Genomic DNA, 17,426 nt, shown 5'->3' with positions numbered 1-17,426 from the left:
CTCACCGGATCACTTGCGGACGATACTTGAGGCGCCGGGCCGCACCGGGCAGATGACGGTTCAGGCGCCGGTTCACGATGCCGAACAAGCCGATCAGCGCAAGGGTCGCCAGCACGAAGTAACCCGCCACGATCGGATAGGCGACAAAGGGGTTGAAGGTCTGGCCCGCGAAATAGCTGGCGTAATACAGGCTGTCGCCGCGCTGCTGGAAGGCCGGGAAGCCCGAGAAGAAGACCAGCGTGGTCGCGTGGAAAAGGAAGATCGCCTCGTTCGTGTAGGACGGCCAGGCCAGGCGCAGCATGGTGGGCCAAAGGACGCGGCGGAACTTGGTCCAGCCGGTCATGCCATAGGCTTCGGCGGCCTCGATGTCGCCCTTGGGCACCGACATCAGCGCGCCGTGGAAGATCTGCGCGGAATAGGCGGCGGTGTTCAGCGTCAGCACGATCAGCGCGCCGGCCCAGGCCTTGGTCAGCCAGCTTGTCGCAACGGTGAAGCCGAAGACCTCGATCCCTGCGCGGGGCAGCATTACCAGGGCCTCGTAGGCCAGGAAGAACTGGATGAACAGGGGGCTGCCGCGGAACAGGAAGATGAAGCCCTCGGCCGGCTTGCGCAGCCAGGGGTTCGTGCTGGTCTTGGCAAGGGCTAGCCCGGTCGCCAGGAAGAAGCCGAACAGCAGCGCGAAAAAGGCAAAATACAGGTTCCAGATCAGGCCCGATCCGATCAGCGTGACCTGCTGGCACAGCGTGAAGTCGCTTCGCGGCAGCAGCCGTTCGCCGAAGCCAAGCGACCGCAGGCCATAGTCCATGATCGTCTGTGCGCAAGTCATAGCGCACCTGCCTTGCGCTGCGCCTCGCCTGCCATTGTTGCCTGGCCCGCCGACAGGCGGCGGATCACCCGGTCAAGCACGCGTTCGGAAACCCAGGTCATCAGCAGATAGAAAACCAGCACCGCCAGGAAATAATACAGCCGCCAATCGGGATGCGGATAGGCAAAGGACGACGTCTTGGCCCCGCCCAGTTCGCGCGCCCAATAGACGATGTCCTCGATCCCCAGCAGGAACAGCAGCGGCGTCGCCTTGATGAGGATCATCCACAGGTTCGACAGGCCGGGCAGCGCATAGGTCCACATCTGCGGCACCAGGATCCGGCGGGACACCTGGCGGGGGGTCATGCCATAGGCCTCGGCCGTTTCCAGTTGCGCGCGGGGCACGGCCTGCATCGCGCCATACAGCACATTGGCCGCGAAGGCGCCGAAGACGACCGAGAAGGCGATGACGGCCAGCGTCATGGCATAGATGTCATGGACCCATTCCGGGCTGGTGGACAGCGGCAGCTTGGCCGCCGCGCAAACGACGAAATCGTTGCCCTGGCGCACCGGCGCGTCGCTGTCGCACAGCGCCTGGTGACGCAGCCATTCCAGTCCCTGGTCCAGGGCGATCGGCACGAACAGGAAGAACACGATGTCGGGTACGCTCCGCACCATCGAGGTATAGACCTTGCCGAACCACCGCAGCGGCGCGATCCGCGACCGCGAGGCCATTGCGCCGCCATAGCCGAACAGCAAAGCAATGGGCGCGGTGATCGCCAGCAACAGCAGGACCACCCCGAAGCTGGCATAGAACAGCATATGCGTGCCTGTCGTCAGATAGCACGACAGCCAGGCAAGCCCGTCCAGCACCGAAGGGTCGCTGCAAAAGGAAAACATCATCCGTCCCGGTAAGGGCCGCGGGTCGCCCCGCAGCCCGTCAGATCATTCGTAGGTCTGCGCGTCGTCGCCGAAGTGCTTCTTGATCAGCGCGTTCAGGCTGCCGTCTTCCTTCATGGCGGTGATGGCCGTGTCCAGCTTTTCCCGCAGTTCGGTATCCGACTGGCGCACACCGACGCCGATGCCTTCGTCCAGGTTCACCTGTTCGCCCACGAAGACCAGATCGTTGCTTTCCTCGACGAAGGGGCGCATCACCTCGTGGTCTCCAAAGCCTGCGTCAGCCTCTCCGTTGCGGACGGCGGCAAAGACCTGGTCGATGTTCGGAAACTCCAGCATCGTCGCGCCGGTTTCCGCGATGTGCGAGGCCTGCACCGTGCCGGTCTGCACGGCGATCACCCCGCCTTCCAGATCGACGCCGTCCTGCAACGCGACATAGGACGAAGGCGCGGGCGGCAGGTAATCCTGCGTGAAACCGATGACGGCCTTGCGTTCCTCGTTGATGCTCATGGCGGCCATGATGGTGTCATAGTTCGACGACACCAGGTTCGGGATGATCGAATCCCAGTCGTTCTTGACCCAGGTGCATTCCAGTTCCGCGCGCCGGCACAGTTCGTCGCCCAGTTCCCGCTCGAAGCCCGCGACCTCGCCCGCCTCGTTGATGAAGTTGTAGGGGGGGTATGCACCCTCGGTCCCCATCCGGATGGCCTGGGCGGTACCCATTCCAGCGGTCAGGGCCAATGCGGTCGCGGCAAGCAGCAGTTTCTTCATTCTTACGTCTCCTGTTGGTCGTCTTTTTCAGTGCGCCATCGAGGCACTGAGGAACTGGCGCAGCCGGTCTGTTGTCGGCGCGCCGAAAAGCTGGTCGGGAGGGCCTTCCTCGGCGATCAGGCCCTGGTGCAGGAACACGACATGGTCGCTGACATCGGCGGCCAGCCGCATGTCATGGGTCACGATGATCATGGTGCGGTGTTCGGCCGCCAGATCCTTGATGACCCGCACGACCTCTTGCTGCAGTTCGGGGTCAAGCGCGCTTGTCGGTTCGTCGAACAGCAGCGCCTTGGGCTGCATGCACAGGGCGCGGGCGATGGCGGCGCGCTGTTGCTGGCCCCCGGAAAGCTGCGCGGGCGAGGCGTCGGCCTTGTCACCGATGCCAACCTTGTCCAGTAGCATCCGGGCACGGGCCTCGACCGCCGCGCGTTCTTCGCGCAGGACGGTAACGGGGGCCTCCATGACGTTCTGAAGGATGGTCATGTGGGACCACAGGTTGAACTGCTGGAAGACCATCGACAGGTTGGTGCGAAACCGCATCACCTGGGCCCGATCGGCAGGCACGCGGGCCATGCCCTGCCCCTTCCAGCGGACGGGTTCGCCTTCGAAGCTGATCTCGCCGGCCTGGCTGTTTTCCAGCAGGTTGCAGCAGCGCAGCAGCGTGGACTTGCCGGATCCCGAGGATCCGATCAGGCTGACGACATGGCCGCGCGGGGCCGCCAGGGACACGCCCTTCAACACCTCGATCTGGCCATAGGCCTTGTGCAGCCCCTCGATCCGGATGACAGGGGCCGTGTCGGGTGCGGCAGCGTTCTGTGCGGCTTTATTGTTCATCATCGGCGCATTGGGCGATAATCCCGGCGCTTTTGCAACGGGGTCTGCGGGGCAACCTGACGATAAACGCAGGTTGCCGCTGCGTCAGACGATCTCGACCGAGTATTTCTCGATCACGGTATTGGCCAGCAGCCCCTCGCACATCCGCGCGACCTCGACCTTGGCGGTTTCGGGATCGGTGGCCTCGAGGTCCAGCTCGATCAGCTTGCCCTGGCGCACGCCCGCGACGCCCTGATGGCCCAGCCCGCCAAGCGCGTGGCGGATCGCCTCGCCCTGCGGGTCGAGAACGCCGTCCTTCAACATGATCGTCACACGGGCTTTCATCGGGCAGTCCTTCTCAGTTGATCGCGGTCGGTTTCAGGCTGGTCGTGTTCGCGGGCATCAGGCCCAGGCGGCGCGCAACCTCGGTATAGGCGTCGGTCAGGTTGCCCAGGTCGCGGCGGAACACGTCCTTGTCCAGCTTCTGGCCGGTCTTCATGTCCCACAACCGGCAGCTGTCGGGGCTGATCTCGTCCGCGACGATCAGGCGCATGAAGTCGTTGTCCCAGACGCGGCCGATCTCGATCTTGAAGTCGATCAGCTTGATGCCGACGCCGTAGAACACGCCTGACAGGAAGTCGTTCACGCGCAGCGCCAGCGACACGATGTCGTCCAGGTCCTGCTGGGTCGCCCAGCCAAAGGCGATGATGTACTCCTCGGACACCATCGGGTCGCCCAGTTCGTCGTTCTTGAAGCTGTATTCGACGATGGGGCGGGGCAGCAGCGTCCCTTCCTCAAGCCCCAGGCGCTTGGAGATCGAGCCTGCGGCGAAATTGCGCACGATCACTTCCAAGGGCACGATCTCGACCTGGCGGATCAGCTGTTCGCGCATGTTGATGCGGCGGATGAAATGGTTGGGGACGCCGATATTCGTCAGGCCGTTCATGAAGAACTCGGACAGGCGGTTGTTCAGGACGCCCTTGCCTTCGATGACGGCCTTCTTCTGCGCGTTGAAGGCGGTCGCGTCGTCCTTGAAATACTGGACCAGCGTGCCGGGTTCGGTGCCTTCGTACAGGATCTTCGCCTTGCCTTCGTAGACTTTCTTCCGGCGCGGTGCCATGACGGGCGTCCTTTCGCATGTCCCTTATCCCATGCGCCTTACCCCACAAGCGGCCCCGGGGGCAATACGAGAGGCTTGCAAGCGGCCGTGCGCGGACTAACATCGGTCCCAAGACAACACGGAGGCCATGATGACCACCTTCGACGAGCGCGAGCGCGGTTACGAGAACAAGTTTGCCCATGACGCCAACCTGCGCTTCAAGGCCGATGCGCGGCGCAACCGCCTTCTGGGCGAATGGGCCGCGGGGCTTCTGGGCAAGACCGGCGACGATGCGCGTGCCTATGCGCTGACCGTTGTCACTTCGGACTTCGAGGAGCCGGGCGATGATGACGTCTTCCGCAAGCTGGCGGTCGACCTGGAAGGCAAGGCGGGCGAATCGGAAATCCGCACCAAGATGGCAGAGTTGAACGAAGTCGCGCGAAAGCAGATCGTCGACGAAGGCCAGTGACCGGACGCTGATCGCAGCAGAAAGGGGGCCGGGCGGTCCCCTTTTTCATGCCGGCATGGCGGCGGTTTCGGCGCGCGGATAGCGAAGGGCCATGGTGATGCCGCGCGACAGGTTCAGGGCCATGAGCGCGGCCCACAGCCCATGGTTTCCCCAGATCGGCGGCAGCAGCAGGACGGCCGCCAGGAAGACCAGCGTGGACCAGATCATGGCCACCCGCATGTCGCGGGTCAGCGTCGCGCCGATGAAGATGCCGTCAAGCATCCAGGCCGCGACCCCGATCAGCGGTGCAAGGCCCACCCAGACCAGATAAACCCGCGCCTCGGCCCGCACGGCGGGCGAGGTGGTCAGCAGGTCGATGATCGCCCCGCCTCCCAGCCAGAAGACGACCGCCAGCGTCACCGCCCCGCCGATTCCCCAGGCCGAAGTCAGGCGCGACGCGCGGCGCACCCCGTCGGGGCGCCGGGCGCCCACGGCCTGCCCGACCAGGCTTTCGGCGGCAAAGGCGAAGCCGTCCAGGGCATAGGCGATGATCGACAGGAACTGCAGCAGCACCTGGTTCGCGGCCAGGGTCACGTCGCCCTGGCCCGCCCCCAGGAAGACAAAGCTGGTAAAGCTGGCCTGCAGCAGGACCGACCGGATCATGATGTCGCTGTTGACCCGCGCCAGGCGGACCAGCCGGTCGCGCCCGAACAGGCCCGCCGCCCGCAGCCCCTGCCCGATGGCCCGGCGCGCCATCCACAGTCCGATCCCCAGCCCGCACCATTCGGACAGAAGCGTCGCCCAGGCCACGCCGGGCACGCCCAGGTCCAGTCCAAGGACGAACCATACCGACAGGATCACGTTCATCCCGTTCTGGACCAGTTGCAGCAGCAGGACGGCCCTTGCCCGCTCGACCGCGATCAGCCAGCCGGTGATCGCGTAAAGCGCGATGGTGGCCGGTGCCCCCCAGATGCGGATGCCCAGATAGTCGCGCGCCAATCCTTCGACGGCGGCCGAGGTGGGGGCGATCCGGAAGGCCGCGCCGAAGACCAGGCCTTGCAGCAGGATGAAGACCACCCCCGCCACAGCGGCAATCGCCAGCCCGCGCAGCAGGTGGGCGCCCGTTTCGGCCGCATCCCCTGCCCCATGACTTTGGGCGACCAGGCCCGAGGTTCCCATGCGCAGGAACCCGAAGATCCAGTAGATCGAGGTCAGGATCACGGCGCCGATGGCCACAGCGCCGATCGGCTCGGGCCGGCCAAGCTGTCCCACGACGCCGGTGTCGACCAGCCCCAGCAATGGCACGGTCGCGTTCGACAGGACGATCGGCAGGGCGATCGCCAGCACCCGCCGGTGCGTCAGCGCCGCCGTCTGGACATCCGCCATCTCAGCCCTGTGGCATCAGGAAATGGCCCGTCGCCTGCGCCAGAAGGCGGGCGCGGTTGTCCTGCCAGGCCTCGACCTGGACGCTGGCATAGCGACGGCCGGACCGCACGACCCTCGCGCGGGCATAGGCATCGCGCGGCAGGCCGCTGCGCAGGTAGTCGACGGTGAAGTCGATGGTCTTGGGCAGGCGCGGCAGGCTGTCCGTGACGGCTGCATCCGGCACGATGCGACCGGATTCCAGATCCTCCCACATAGCGGTCCAGGCCAGTTCGATGATTGCCGCGGTCTCCAGGAAGGCCGCCGTGACGCCACCGTGGATGGCGGGCAGCAGCGGGTTGCCGATCAGCTTCTCGTCATAGGGCAGGATCGCGGTCAATTCGTCCCCGCGCCGGTCGAAGCGGATGCCCATCCAGGTCAGGTAGGGCACGCCCGACACAAGGGCCGACAGCGCCGAATCGCGGCGGCTCTTGATCTGGTCCAGCGGCTCTCGGCGGTCCATCATGGCGATCACCTTTCCACCGTGAAGGCGCCGGTCGCGGCGGCGACGGGGTTTTCCTCGTCCTCGTCCAGGGCAACGGCGCGGACAAAGGCGACAGTGCGGGTGATGTGGTAGCAACGGGCCTTGGCGGTGATCCGCTGCCCCTTGTTGGCCGACCGCATGTAGTCGATGCGCAGGTCGATCGTCGCGGTGGAACCCGGCCCCGACGGATGGGCCATGACCGCAGCCCCGCAGCAGGTGTCCATCAGGGCCGAGACGACACCGCCGTGCACGACCCCGCTGCGCGGATCGCCGACCAGATGTGCAGCCCAGGGCATGCTGATGGTCGCCGCACCCTCGCCCAGTTCGTCCACCCGCATCCCCAGGGCGCGGGCATGGGGGATCGCCTCGATGAACTGCTGTGCGATCCGGGTCTGGTCGGTCTGGCTCATGTCGGACATCCTGTTCGCCCCGTTTCTGTCGGGACACGCTATCCGCGACCCGGCAGCCCACTCAACCCCCATCCCTTGCGCAAGGATGCGCCGAACGGCTAGCCTTGCGTCAAGATGAGGACGGAGGGGCAGATGCCGGGCGAGCAGACGATCAGCTTCAAGGAGATGTGCGCGCGCTTCGACGTCACGCCCCGGACGCTGCGCTATTACGAATACATCGAGCTTCTGGATCCCCGGAAGGAAGGCCGCGCGCGCTTCTATGGACCCCGAGAGATTGCCCGCATGACGCTGATCCTGCGCGGCCGCCGCTTCGGCTTCAGCCTCGAGGAGATTCGCCAGTGGCTCCTGATCTACGAACAGAAAGGGTCGCGCGAACAGTATCAGGTCTGGCTGGATCTGGCCGACCGGCAGCTGAAGGTTCTGGACGGGCAGATCGCCGATCTTCAGGCCGCGCGCGACGACCTGAAGGCCCTGCGCGAAACGGCGGCGCAGGAATTGAGCAACATGGGTTGACCCTGCGTCACGGTTGCCCTTGACTTCGCCTGTGACGCGGCGTCCTGCTTACGTTCGCGTCAACTTGCCCCTATAGTGTGGTCAAGGACGGCAGACGGTGAATGAGGAGGAACCGCGATCCATGTCCGACGAGCTGATGACGATTCGCCATATGTGCGATGCGTTCGGCGTAACCCCCCGCACGCTGCGCTTCTACGAGGCGCGCGAGCTGATCTTCCCGGAACGCCGCGGGCAGCACCGCCTGTATGACCGCCGGGACAGGGCACGCCTGACGCTGATCCTGCGCGGCAAGCGGTTCGGCTTCAGCCTCGAGGAGATCCGCCAGTTGCTCGAGCTTTACGAGCCGGGCGGCACCAACAAGGCGCAGATCGCCGCGACCATCTCGGTCGGGCGCCAACGCCTTGGCGACATGGAACGACAGTACGCTGAATTGAGCGAGGCGATCGCCGAGCTCAAGTCCCAGCTTTCCGATGCAGAGATCCGACTTGCCGCCGCGTCCAACGACACGAGCACAGGGTAAAGCCATGACGATCTATCTTCCGCCTGTCCGCGACATGCAGTTTGCGCTGCATGACGTGCTGAAGCTGTCGCAATCGGGCCTGCCGGGCCACGAGGATCTGGATCCCGATTTCACGGAAGCCATTCTTGACGCTGCCGGCAAGCTGGCGGCCGAGGTTCTGGCCCCGCTGAACGCGGTGGGCGACAAGCAGGGCTGCCGGCTGGAGAATGGCGTGGTCCGCACCCCCGACGGCTTCGACAAGGCCTTCCAGGCGATGAAGGACGGCGGCTGGACCGCGCTTGACTGTGATCCCGAATATGGCGGCCAGGGGATGCCCTATGTGATGGGCGTGGCAACGGGCGAGATGTTCGTGTCGGCCAACATGGCCTTCAACATGTACCAGGGCCTGACCCACGGCGCCTATTCCGCGATCCACGCCCACGGCACGGACGAACAGAAGCAGACCTATCTGCCGAAGATGGTCAGCTGCGACTGGACCGGCACCATGAACCTGACCGAGCCGCATTGCGGGACCGACCTGGGGATGCTGCGCACCAAGGCCGAACCGCAGGACGACGGCAGCTATCTGATCACGGGGCAGAAGATCTTCATCTCGGCCGGCGATCATGACCTGGCGGAAAACGTGATCCACCTGGTGCTGGCCAAGGCCCCCGGCGGGGGCGAGGGTACGAAGGGCATCAGCCTGTTCATCGTGCCGAAGTTCCTGGTCAATGCCGACGGCTCGCTGGGCGAACGCAATGGCGTGTCGGTTGGGGCCCTGGAAGAAAAGATGGGGATCCACGGCAACTCCACCTGCGTCATGAACTATGACGGCGCCAGGGGCTGGCTGCTGGGCGATCTGCACAAGGGGATGCGGGCCATGTTCACGATGATGAACGAAGCCCGCCTGGGCGTCGGCCTGCAAGGCTACGCCTGCGCAGTGCCCGCCTATCAGAACGCTGTTGCCTACGCGACGGACCGCCTGCAGGGCCGCGCCGTGACGGGGGCCGCCAATCCCCAGGGCCCGGCCGATCCCCTGATCGTCCATCCCGACATCCGCCGCAGCCTGATGGACCAGAAGTCCTTCCTGGAAGGGGCGCGGATGCTGGCGCTCTGGGGGGCGCATCTGATCGACAAGGGCCACAATGGCGACGCCGATGCCGAAGGCCTCGTGTCCCTGCTGACCCCGGTGATCAAGGGCTTCCTGACCGACAAGGGGTTCGAGACGGCCGTGCTGGCCCAGCAGGTCTATGGCGGCCACGGTTACATCGAGGAATGGGGCATGTCGCAGTTCGTCCGCGACGCTCGCATCACCATGATCTATGAAGGCGCCAACGGCGTTCAGGCCCTGGATCTGGTGGGTCGCAAGCTTGCCCAGGATGGCGGCAAGCATGTGATGGCCTTCTTCGAGATCGTGAAGTCCTTCTGCAAGCAGCATGGCGAAAGCCCGCTGGCAGCCGATTTCGTCGCGCGGCTGAAGGCGGCCTCGAAGGATCTGCAGACGGCGGCGATGTTCTTCATGGAACGCGGCATGAAGAACCCGAACGACGCGCTGTCGGGCAGCTATGACTTCATGCACCTGTTCGGACATGTCGCGCTTGGCTTCATGTGGGCGCAGATGGCCGTGGCGGCGCAAGAAGCGCTTGATGCGGGCAAGGGTGACGCGGCGTTCCTGAAGACCAAGCTTGCGACCGGGCGTTACTACATGAAGCGGCAACTGCCGATGACCGCCACGCATCTGGCGCGCATACAGTCCGGCGCCGCGCCGGTGATGGAGCTTGAGGCAGAGGCATTCTGAAGCGGGGTGTGAGAAGGCAGGGTCGGAGTGGGTATTTGCACAACGAAGAAGCGGATGCGTCCCGGCCCCTCCTTCCTTCCGGTCGGTGCGGCATATCCCAGCCAAGAACCGGGACGACTTCTCCGTTGACGGTCATCGGCTCCCCAGCCTGTACCGTGAGGCCATGATAAGCGCCTATATATTGAAGAAGGGTTAATCCGCGCCTTCTTCGTTGCAGAAATACCCCGCGGGGGTCCGGGGGCGCGAAGCCCCCGGCGGTGGAGGAACAGGATGACCGCGCAACTCTGGTGCTTTGGCGAATCTGGCAACGCCTACAAGGCGGCCCTGACCATGGAACTGGCGGGCTATGACTGGACGCCCGTTTACGTGGACTTCTTCAACGGAGAGGCGCGCAGCCCCGCCTTTCGGGCCATCAACCCCATGGGCGAGGTTCCGGTCTTTCGCGAAGGCGACCTGACCCTGTCGCAGTCGGCGGTCATCCAGCTTCACGTCGCGGAACGGACCGAACAGTTCCTGGGATCGGACCGCAACGAAACCCTCCGCTGGCTGATGTTCGACAACCACAAGCTGTCTGGCCAGGCCGGTCCCGTACGGTTCCTGTTGAACTTCCTGCCTGCGGACAAACGCCCTGAAGGCGCCGTGGAATACCTGCAAGGCCGCCTGAAAGCCGCCTACAAGGTTCTGAACGACCACCTGTCCACCCGCGACTGGGTTGCGGACAGCGCCCCCACCATCGCCGACTTTGCCTGCTGCGGATACCTTTACTACCCCGAACTCTTCGGCTTCGACCGCAAGGACTGGCCCAATATCGACCGCTGGCTGGACGCGATCGCTGCCCTGCCCGGCTGGAAACACCCCTATGACCTGATGCCCGGCAATCCATCCGACCGGGCACCGAAGGAGGATACATGACCGACGCCTTTATCTATGACGCCGCCCGCACGCCGCGGGGCAAGGGGCGCCCCGATGGCAGCCTGCATGAAGTCACCTCGCTCGCGCTGTCTGCCCGGCTGCTGAATGCCGTCAAGGACCGCAACGGCCTGGAAGGCAACGCCGTCGAGGACGTGATCTGGGGCAATGTCACCCAGGTCAAGGAACAGGGCGGCTGCCTGGCGCGGTCGGCGGTGCTGGCCTCGGATCTGGACGAACGCATTCCCGGCCTGTCGATCAACCGCTTCTGCGCCAGCGGCATGGAGGCCGTGAACCTGGCCGCGAACCAGGTCAAGGCGGGCGCGGGCAGCGGCTATATCGCCGGCGGCGTCGAGATGATGAGCCGCGTTCCGATGGGCAGCGACGGGGCGGCCATTGCCGTCGATCCGTCGCTGGCGATGAAGACCTATTTCGTGCCGCAAGGCATCAGCGCCGACATCATCGCCACCGAATACGGCTTTACCCGTGAAGACGCCGACAAGCTGGCCCTTGAAAGCCAGCAGCGCGCCGCCCGCGCGTGGCAGGAAGGGCGCTTCTCGCGGTCGATCGTGCCGGTCAAGGACCAGAACGGGCTGACCATCCTTGACCGCGACGAATACATGCGCCCCGGCACCACGATGGAGGATCTGGCTATGCTTAAGCCTGCCTTTAAGGACATGGGCGAGATGATGCCCGGCTTCGACAAGGTCGCAATGCTGAAATATCCGCATCTGGACCGGATCGAGCATATCCACCATGCCGGCAACAGCAGCGGCATCGTCGATGGCGCCGCCGCCGTGCTGATCGGGAACGAGGAATTCGGCAATGCCCACGGCCTGAAGCCCCGCGCACGGATCCGCGCGACCGCCAAGATCGGCACCGATCCCACCATCATGCTGACCGGCCCGGTCCCGGTGACCGAGAAGATCCTGGCAGACAGCGGCATGTCCATCAACGACATCGACCTGTTCGAGGTGAACGAGGCCTTCGCCGCCGTCGTCCTGCGCTTCATGCAGGCCTTCCAGGTCGATCCCGGCAAGGTCAACGTGAACGGCGGGGCGATGGCGCTTGGCCACCCGCTGGGCGCGACCGGCGCGATCATCATCGGCACGCTGCTGGACGAACTGGAACGGCAGGACAAGACCTTGGGCCTCGCCACCCTGTGCATCGCGTCCGGCATGGGCGCGGCCACCATCATCGAGCGCGTCTGATGATCATCCGCAAGGACAGCGTGCCGCCGACCGAAGGCGTCTCGGGCTATCCCGAGCCGTTCAATCTGGGTCGCGGCTTCCTGTCCTATCGGCACCTGACCGAGGCGGGCCGGCTGACCCAGTTCGGGATCGCGCTCGAGACCCTGCATCCAGGCAGGCAGTCCAGCCAACCGCACTGGGAGGAGCATGAGGACGAGTTCCTCTACATGCTGGAGGGCGCGTTGACGGTCGTCGAGGATGGGGTCGAAACGATCATCCATCCCGGCGACGCCTGCTGCTGGAAGGCGGGCAGGCCCGTTGCCCATACCCTGAAGAACCATACGGGACAGCCCGCCGTCTATTTGATCGCGGGCAGCCGCAACCCCGACAACATCTGCCATTATCCGGGCATCGACCTGTTGTCGACGCCCCGGGGGTACACGCATCTTGACGGCACCCCCTACCCGACCGAGGGAGAGAACGAATGACCGATTTCACAATGCAGAAGGACGGCGATGGCGTCGCCGTCATCACCTGGGACGTCCCGGGCAAGTCCATGAACGTCCTGTCGCTTGAAGGTGCAGCGCAGCTGGACGCCCTGATCGACGACGCGCTGTCCGACGAGGCCGTCAAGGGCATCGTCATCACCAGCGGCAAGAAGGACTTCGCCGCCGGGATGGACCTGAATGTCATCGCGCAGATGAAGCAGGGGGGCGCCCAGCAGGTCTTCGACGGGATCATGACCCTGCACCACGCCCTTCGCAAGATCGAGCGCGCGGGCATGGATCCCAAGACCCTCAAGGGCGGCAAGCCCGTCGCGGCGGCCCTGCCCGGCACCGCGCTTGGCATCGGGCTGGAACTGCCGCTGGCGACGCACCGCATCTTCGCGGCGGACAATCCCAAGGCCAAGATCGGCCTGCCCGAGATCATGGTCGGCATCTTCCCCGGCGGCGGCGGCACGATCCGCTTGTCGCGCAAGCTGGGTGCCATGGCCGCAGCACCCTTCCTGCTGGAAGGCAAGCTGTCGGACCCGAAGAAAGCCAAGGCTGCGGGCCTGGTGGACGAGGTGGTGGCCGATCCGGTTTCTGCCGCGCGCGAATGGGTTCTGAACGCCCAGGATGCGGATCTGGTCAAACCTTGGGACCAGAAGGGCTACAAGATGCCGGGCGGAGAGCCCTATCACCCGGCGGGGTTCATGACCTTCGTCGGCGCGTCTGCAATGGTCAACGGCAAGACGATGGGCGTCTATCCGGCCGCCAAGGCGCTGCTGTCCGCCGTTTATGAAGGGGCCCAGGTGCCTTTCGATACCGCCCTGAAGATCGAGGCGCGGTGGTTCACCAACGTGCTGATGAACCCGTCATCGACCGCGATGATCCGCAGCCTGTTCATCAACAAGGAAGCCCTGGAAAAGGGCGCCAACCGCCCCGAGGCGCCGGACCAGTCGGTCAGGAAAGTCGGCATCCTGGGCGCGGGCATGATGGGCGCGGGCATCGCCTATGTCAGCGCCATGGCGGGCATCCAGGTCGTGCTGATCGACGCCAAGCAGGAAGCTGCCGACAAGGGCAAGGCCTATTCGGAAGGCCTGCTGGACAAGGCGATCAGCCGCAAGAAGTCGACCGAGGACAAGAAGGCCGAAGTTCTGGGCCGCATCACCGCGACGACCGATTATGCCGCGCTTGATGGTTGCGACCTGGTGGTCGAGGCCGTGTTCGAAGACCCGTCCGTCAAGGCCGAGGTCACGAAGAAGGCCGAGGCCGCGATCCCGGCGGACGCGATCTTCGCCACCAATACCTCGACCCTGCCGATCGGCGACCTGGCGAAAGCCAGCAGCCGCCCGGACCAGTTCATCGGCATCCACTTCTTCAGCCCCGTGGACAAGATGATGCTGGTCGAGATCATCAAGGGCCAGCAGACCGGCGCCCGCGCGGTGGCAAAGGCGCTGGACTTCGTGCGCCAGATCCGCAAGACGCCGATTGTGGTGAACGATGCTCGGTTCTTCTATGCCAACCGCTGCATCATCCCCTATATCAACGAAGGCATCCGCCTTGTGGCCGAGGGGGTGAACCCTGTCCTGGTCGAAAACGCGGCCAAGATGGTGGGGATGCCGCTGGGGCCGCTGCAACTGGTGGACGAAACCAGCATCGACCTGGGCGTGAAGATCGCCAAGGCCACCCGCGCGGCCATGGGCGACGCCTATCCCGACGGCAACGTTGACGAGGTGCTGTTCTGGATGGCCGACCAGGGCCGCCTGGGCCGCAAGTCGAACGCGGGCTTCTATGCCTATGCCGAGGATGGCAAGCGGCAGGGTCTCTGGGACGGGCTGGCCGCGCGCTATCCCCATGCGGACGACCAGCCGGACGTGACCACCGTGCAGCACCGCCTGATGTTCGCGCAGACACTGGAGGCTGTGCGCGCGTTCGAACAAGGCGTGCTGGAGGATATCCGCGAAGGCGACGTAGGCGCGATCCTGGGTTGGGGCTTTGCGCCATGGTCGGGCGGTCCCTTCGCCTGGCTGGACATGCTGGGCGCCGCGCGGGCCGTGCAGATCTGCGACCGCCTGACGGCCGAGCATGGCGACCGCTTCGCCGCGCCGCAGATGCTGCGTGACATGGCCGAAAGCGGCCAGACCTTCTACGACCGCTTCGGCAGCGGCAAGAAGGCCGCCTGACACGACCGAAACGCCCCGGCCCTGATGGCCGGGGCGTGCCTGATCCTGCCCCTACGTTGTTATTGTTGGTCTTGTTCCAGATCAGTCGTCGTCCCACCGGTCGTCGTCATCATCGTAATCGTCATCGTCGTCGTCCCAGCGATCATCATCGTCATCATCGTCATCGTGACGGATGCGATAGCTGTATTCCCAGCGGCGGTGGTCATCGTCACGATCCCAGAAGGGTCCGTGGTAGTGCGGGGCAATGAAGCCGCGCAGGACGCGGCTGACGCCGTCGTCATCGTCATCTGCCAGGGCCGCGCCCGGCAGGGCGAGGCTGGCTGTGGCCGCAAGGGCAAGCAGGAAACCGTGTCGTGTCATGGCTGCGTTCCTTCATCTGTCGCAGGCCAACCTGCCTGCGGGATGATGACGCATCAGCCTGGCGATTATTCCCAGCGCTTCGAGAAAAGTTTGCGGGCCCTACAAGGCCATGTCGTCGCGATGAACCAAAGCCGCGCGGCCGGTATAGCCCAGGATCGCCTCGATCCGGTCGGAACGGTGTCCGGCGATGCGCCGCGCCTCGTCTGCGGTATAGCGGGTCAGTCCGTTCGCCAGCGTCTCGCCCGAGGGGCCGGTGATCGCAACCGGATCGCCCCGACCGAAATCGCCCACGATGGTCCGCACGCCCGCAGGCAGCAGCGACTTGCCCCGGCGCAGAGCCTGAACCGCGCCTTCGTCCACGACAAGCGCGCCCTTGGGCTTCATCGCGGCGATCCAGCGCTTGCGGGCAAGCTGGGGATCGCTTTCGGGCAGGAACCAGCTGCACCGCGCGCCATTTGCAACCGCCGACAGCGGGCGCATCACCGACCCTTCGGCAATCGCCATGGCGCAGCCCCCGGCAATGGCGGTGCGGGCGGCCATCAGCTTGGTCTTCATGCCGCCCTTTGACAGGCCCGACACAGGATCGCCGCCCATGGCCTCGATCTCGGGCGTCAGGGCCTCGATCACCGGCAGGTGGCGGGCGGTGGGGTCGGTCTTGGGATTGGCGGTGTAGAGTCCGTCCACGTCCGACAAGAGCAGCAACTGGTCCGCGCCGCAGGTCACGGCGATCTGGGCGGCAAGACGGTCGTTGTCGCCAAAGCGGATTTCGTCCGTCGCCACTGTATCGTTTTCGTTCACGATGGGCACGACGCCCAGGCCCAGCAGCGTCTGCATGGTCGCCCGGCTGTTCAGATAGCGGCGGCGGTCCGCACTGTCCTCCAGCGTCAGCAGCACCTGCGCGGTGGTCACGCCATGGGGCGCAAGCGCCTCCTCATATGCGCGGGCCAGACGGATCTGGCCCACGGCGGCGGCAGCCTGCGCCTGTTCCAGCGGCAGCGCGCCTGCTTGCAGGCCCAGCGTCCGCCGCCCAAGCGCAATCGACCCCGAGGATACCAGAACCACGTCGCAGCCCCGCTGCCGCCATTGGGCCACATCGTCGCACAAGCCGCGCAGCCAGTCGCCGCGCAGCCCGCGTTCGTCCACCAGCAGGGCCGAGCCGATCTTGACGACCAGCCGGCGTGCGCCGGTCAGCGACGGGCCTAGGGCTGCCATGGCGCCTCGGGCTCGTCCTTGGCCATGCGGCGTGTCGGCTCGATCTGCGTCCACAGCGCCCGCAGCACCTCGGTCACGCCCACCTTGGCCACGCCCGACATCAGCAGCACCGGCCCGCCGATCTCGGCCTCCAGCGCAGCCCGACGTTCGGCGATGGTGTCGTCGTCCAGGGCGTCGATCTTGTTCAGCGCCGTCACGCGTGGCTTGTCCATCAGCACCGGGGAATAGGCCTCAAGCTCGGTCAGGATGGTGCGGGCGTCGGCCGCCACATCTTCCGAGGTTCCGTCCACCAGATGCAGCAGCACGTTGCTGCGTTCGACATGGCCCAGGAACTGGTCGCCTAGGCCCCTGCCCTCGCTGGCGCCCTCGATCAGGCCGGGAATGTCGGCCATGACGAATTCGTAGCCGTCGATGCCCACGACGCCCAGGTTCGGGTGCAGCGTGGTGAAGGGATAATCCGCGATCTTGGGGCGGGCGTTCGACACCGCCGCCAGGAAGGTGCTTTTCCCGGCATTCGGCAACCCCACCAGCCCGGCATCCGCGATCAGCTTCAGCCGCAGCCAGACGGTGCGTTCGATCCCCGCCTGCCCCGGATTGGCATTGCGCGGACTGCGGTTGGTCGAGGTCTTGAAGTGCAGGTTCCCCCAGCCCCCGTTGCCGCCCTTGGCCAGCAGCACACGCTGGCCGGGTTCGGTCAGGTCGGCGATGACGGTTTCCTCGTCCTCCTCCAGGATCTCGGTCCCCACCGGCACCTTGAGGGTGATGTCGTCGCCCGACTTGCCGGTCATCTGGCTGCCCATGCCGTGCTGGCCGGACTTGGCGAAGAAGTGCTGCTGATAGCGGAAATCGATCAGGGTGTTCAGCCCCTCGACCGCCTCGGCCCAGACATCGCCGCCGTTGCCGCCGTCGCCGCCGTCGGGACCGCCATATTCGATGAACTTCTCGCGCCGGAAGGACACGCAGCCCGCACCGCCCCCGCCCGAGCGGATGTAGACTTTGGCGAGGTCAAGAAATTTCATGGGGCAGGCTCCTGTTCAAGGGGATGCGATACGCCCACTGGGCCCATCGTTCAAGAGGCGCAAGATTCTTGCCAGAAGGCCGGACGGTCCGCAAACTGAACCAATCGGTT

General features: G+C 65.4%; 20 protein-coding genes. 8 read left to right on the top strand and 12 right to left on the bottom strand.

The window, feature by feature from the left end; genetic code table 11:
• Window position 1: 1 nt before the first annotated feature.
• From FIU66_RS06590 to purC, 6 genes are all read right to left on the bottom strand, one after another.
• Window positions 2–826, bottom strand: a complete 825-nt coding sequence (locus FIU66_RS06590; protein WP_167621960.1) for an ABC transporter permease — start codon at window positions 824–826, stop codon at window positions 2–4.
• Window positions 823–1,704 (bottom strand): ABC transporter permease, encoded by an 882-nt coding sequence (locus FIU66_RS06585; protein WP_167623414.1) that lies wholly within the window; start codon window positions 1,702–1,704, stop codon window positions 823–825. Before FIU66_RS06585 ends, FIU66_RS06590 begins: the two co-directional genes overlap by 4 nt.
• 45 nt (window positions 1,705–1,749) lie before the next feature.
• The gene (locus FIU66_RS06580; RefSeq protein ID WP_167621959.1) at window positions 1,750–2,472 is read right to left on the bottom strand and encodes a transporter substrate-binding domain-containing protein; all 723 of its coding nucleotides are present in this window, start codon (window positions 2,470–2,472) and stop codon (window positions 1,750–1,752) included.
• A gap of 27 nt (window positions 2,473–2,499) precedes the next feature.
• The gene (locus tag FIU66_RS06575) at window positions 2,500–3,309 is read right to left on the bottom strand and encodes an ABC transporter ATP-binding protein (RefSeq protein ID WP_370528951.1); all 810 of its coding nucleotides are present in this window, start codon (window positions 3,307–3,309) and stop codon (window positions 2,500–2,502) included.
• A gap of 81 nt (window positions 3,310–3,390) precedes the next feature.
• Window positions 3,391–3,630, bottom strand: a complete 240-nt coding sequence (gene purS / locus FIU66_RS06570) for a phosphoribosylformylglycinamidine synthase subunit PurS (protein WP_167621958.1) — start codon at window positions 3,628–3,630, stop codon at window positions 3,391–3,393.
• 13 nt (window positions 3,631–3,643) lie between these two features.
• On the bottom strand, window positions 3,644–4,405 hold the full coding sequence (gene purC, locus FIU66_RS06565) for a phosphoribosylaminoimidazolesuccinocarboxamide synthase (protein WP_126155922.1): 762 nt from the start codon (window positions 4,403–4,405) through the stop codon (window positions 3,644–3,646).
• Between the two features lie 127 nt (window positions 4,406–4,532).
• On the opposite strand from purC, the gene FIU66_RS06560 reads away from it, so the two are divergent.
• Entirely contained in the window at window positions 4,533–4,853 is a 321-nt protein-coding gene (locus FIU66_RS06560; RefSeq protein WP_370528950.1) for a DUF1476 domain-containing protein, read from the top strand.
• 45 nt (window positions 4,854–4,898) lie between these two features.
• Here FIU66_RS06560 and FIU66_RS06555 read toward each other — a convergent pair whose 3' ends face one another.
• Genes FIU66_RS06555 through FIU66_RS06545 form a run of 3 tightly spaced genes read right to left on the bottom strand, consistent with a single transcriptional unit; the run spans window position 4,899 to window position 7,148 of the window.
• Complete coding sequence (locus FIU66_RS06555) at window positions 4,899–6,218, bottom strand: MATE family efflux transporter (protein WP_167621957.1); 1,320 nt, start codon at window positions 6,216–6,218, stop codon at window positions 4,899–4,901.
• Window position 6,219: 1 nt separating this feature from the next.
• Window positions 6,220–6,720 carry a PaaI family thioesterase gene (locus FIU66_RS06550; protein WP_167621956.1) on the bottom strand — a complete coding sequence of 167 codons (501 nt, stop codon included), beginning with the start codon at window positions 6,718–6,720 and terminating at the stop codon, window positions 6,220–6,222.
• 5 nt (window positions 6,721–6,725) lie between these two features.
• Entirely contained in the window at window positions 6,726–7,148 is a 423-nt protein-coding gene (locus FIU66_RS06545) for a PaaI family thioesterase (protein WP_167621955.1), read from the bottom strand.
• A gap of 132 nt (window positions 7,149–7,280) precedes the next feature.
• On the opposite strand from FIU66_RS06545, the gene FIU66_RS06540 reads away from it, so the two are divergent.
• The 7 genes from FIU66_RS06540 (at window position 7,281) to FIU66_RS06510 (ending at window position 14,725) form a co-directional block, all read left to right on the top strand.
• Complete coding sequence (locus tag FIU66_RS06540) at window positions 7,281–7,661, top strand: MerR family DNA-binding transcriptional regulator (RefSeq protein WP_167621954.1); 381 nt, start codon at window positions 7,281–7,283, stop codon at window positions 7,659–7,661.
• A 121-nt stretch (window positions 7,662–7,782) separates the two neighbouring features.
• Window positions 7,783–8,181: a MerR family DNA-binding transcriptional regulator gene (locus FIU66_RS06535; RefSeq protein WP_167621953.1), complete on the top strand. Its 399-nt coding sequence runs from the start codon at window positions 7,783–7,785 to the stop codon at window positions 8,179–8,181.
• A gap of 4 nt (window positions 8,182–8,185) precedes the next feature.
• Window positions 8,186–9,958, top strand: a complete 1,773-nt coding sequence (locus FIU66_RS06530; protein WP_167621952.1) for an acyl-CoA dehydrogenase C-terminal domain-containing protein — start codon at window positions 8,186–8,188, stop codon at window positions 9,956–9,958.
• A gap of 270 nt (window positions 9,959–10,228) precedes the next feature.
• A complete protein-coding gene (locus FIU66_RS06525; RefSeq protein ID WP_167621951.1) occupies window positions 10,229–10,870 on the top strand; it encodes a glutathione S-transferase family protein in 642 nt (213 codons plus the stop codon).
• On the top strand, window positions 10,867–12,078 hold the full coding sequence (locus tag FIU66_RS06520; protein ID WP_167621950.1) for an acetyl-CoA C-acetyltransferase: 1,212 nt from the start codon (window positions 10,867–10,869) through the stop codon (window positions 12,076–12,078). Before FIU66_RS06525 ends, FIU66_RS06520 begins: the two co-directional genes overlap by 4 nt.
• Window positions 12,078–12,545, top strand: a complete 468-nt coding sequence (locus FIU66_RS06515) for a cupin domain-containing protein (RefSeq protein ID WP_167621949.1) — start codon at window positions 12,078–12,080, stop codon at window positions 12,543–12,545. Before FIU66_RS06520 ends, FIU66_RS06515 begins: the two co-directional genes overlap by 1 nt.
• On the top strand, window positions 12,542–14,725 hold the full coding sequence (locus tag FIU66_RS06510; RefSeq protein ID WP_167621948.1) for a 3-hydroxyacyl-CoA dehydrogenase NAD-binding domain-containing protein: 2,184 nt from the start codon (window positions 12,542–12,544) through the stop codon (window positions 14,723–14,725). The genes FIU66_RS06515 and FIU66_RS06510 overlap by 4 nt, the downstream gene beginning before the upstream one ends.
• Window positions 14,726–14,806: 81 nt before the next feature.
• On the opposite strand, the gene FIU66_RS06505 is transcribed toward FIU66_RS06510, so the two are convergent.
• From FIU66_RS06505 to obgE, 3 genes are all read right to left on the bottom strand, one after another.
• Window positions 14,807–15,085: a hypothetical protein gene (locus tag FIU66_RS06505; protein WP_167620777.1), complete on the bottom strand. Its 279-nt coding sequence runs from the start codon at window positions 15,083–15,085 to the stop codon at window positions 14,807–14,809.
• A gap of 99 nt (window positions 15,086–15,184) precedes the next feature.
• Complete coding sequence (gene proB / locus FIU66_RS06500) at window positions 15,185–16,297, bottom strand: glutamate 5-kinase (protein WP_167621947.1); 1,113 nt, start codon at window positions 16,295–16,297, stop codon at window positions 15,185–15,187.
• Window positions 16,285–17,316 (bottom strand): GTPase ObgE, encoded by a 1,032-nt coding sequence (gene obgE, locus FIU66_RS06495; protein WP_167621946.1) that lies wholly within the window; start codon window positions 17,314–17,316, stop codon window positions 16,285–16,287. Before obgE ends, proB begins: the two co-directional genes overlap by 13 nt.
• Between the last annotated feature and the right edge of the window lie 110 nt (window positions 17,317–17,426).

Source organism: Paracoccus sp. AK26, from assembly GCF_011801365.1.
In the GTDB taxonomy this organism is placed as follows: Bacteria; Pseudomonadota; Alphaproteobacteria; order Rhodobacterales; family Rhodobacteraceae; genus Paracoccus; species Paracoccus aerius.
The sequence above is the reverse complement of the archived record's forward strand: the minus strand, read 5'-3'. Positions and strand labels throughout refer to the sequence as shown.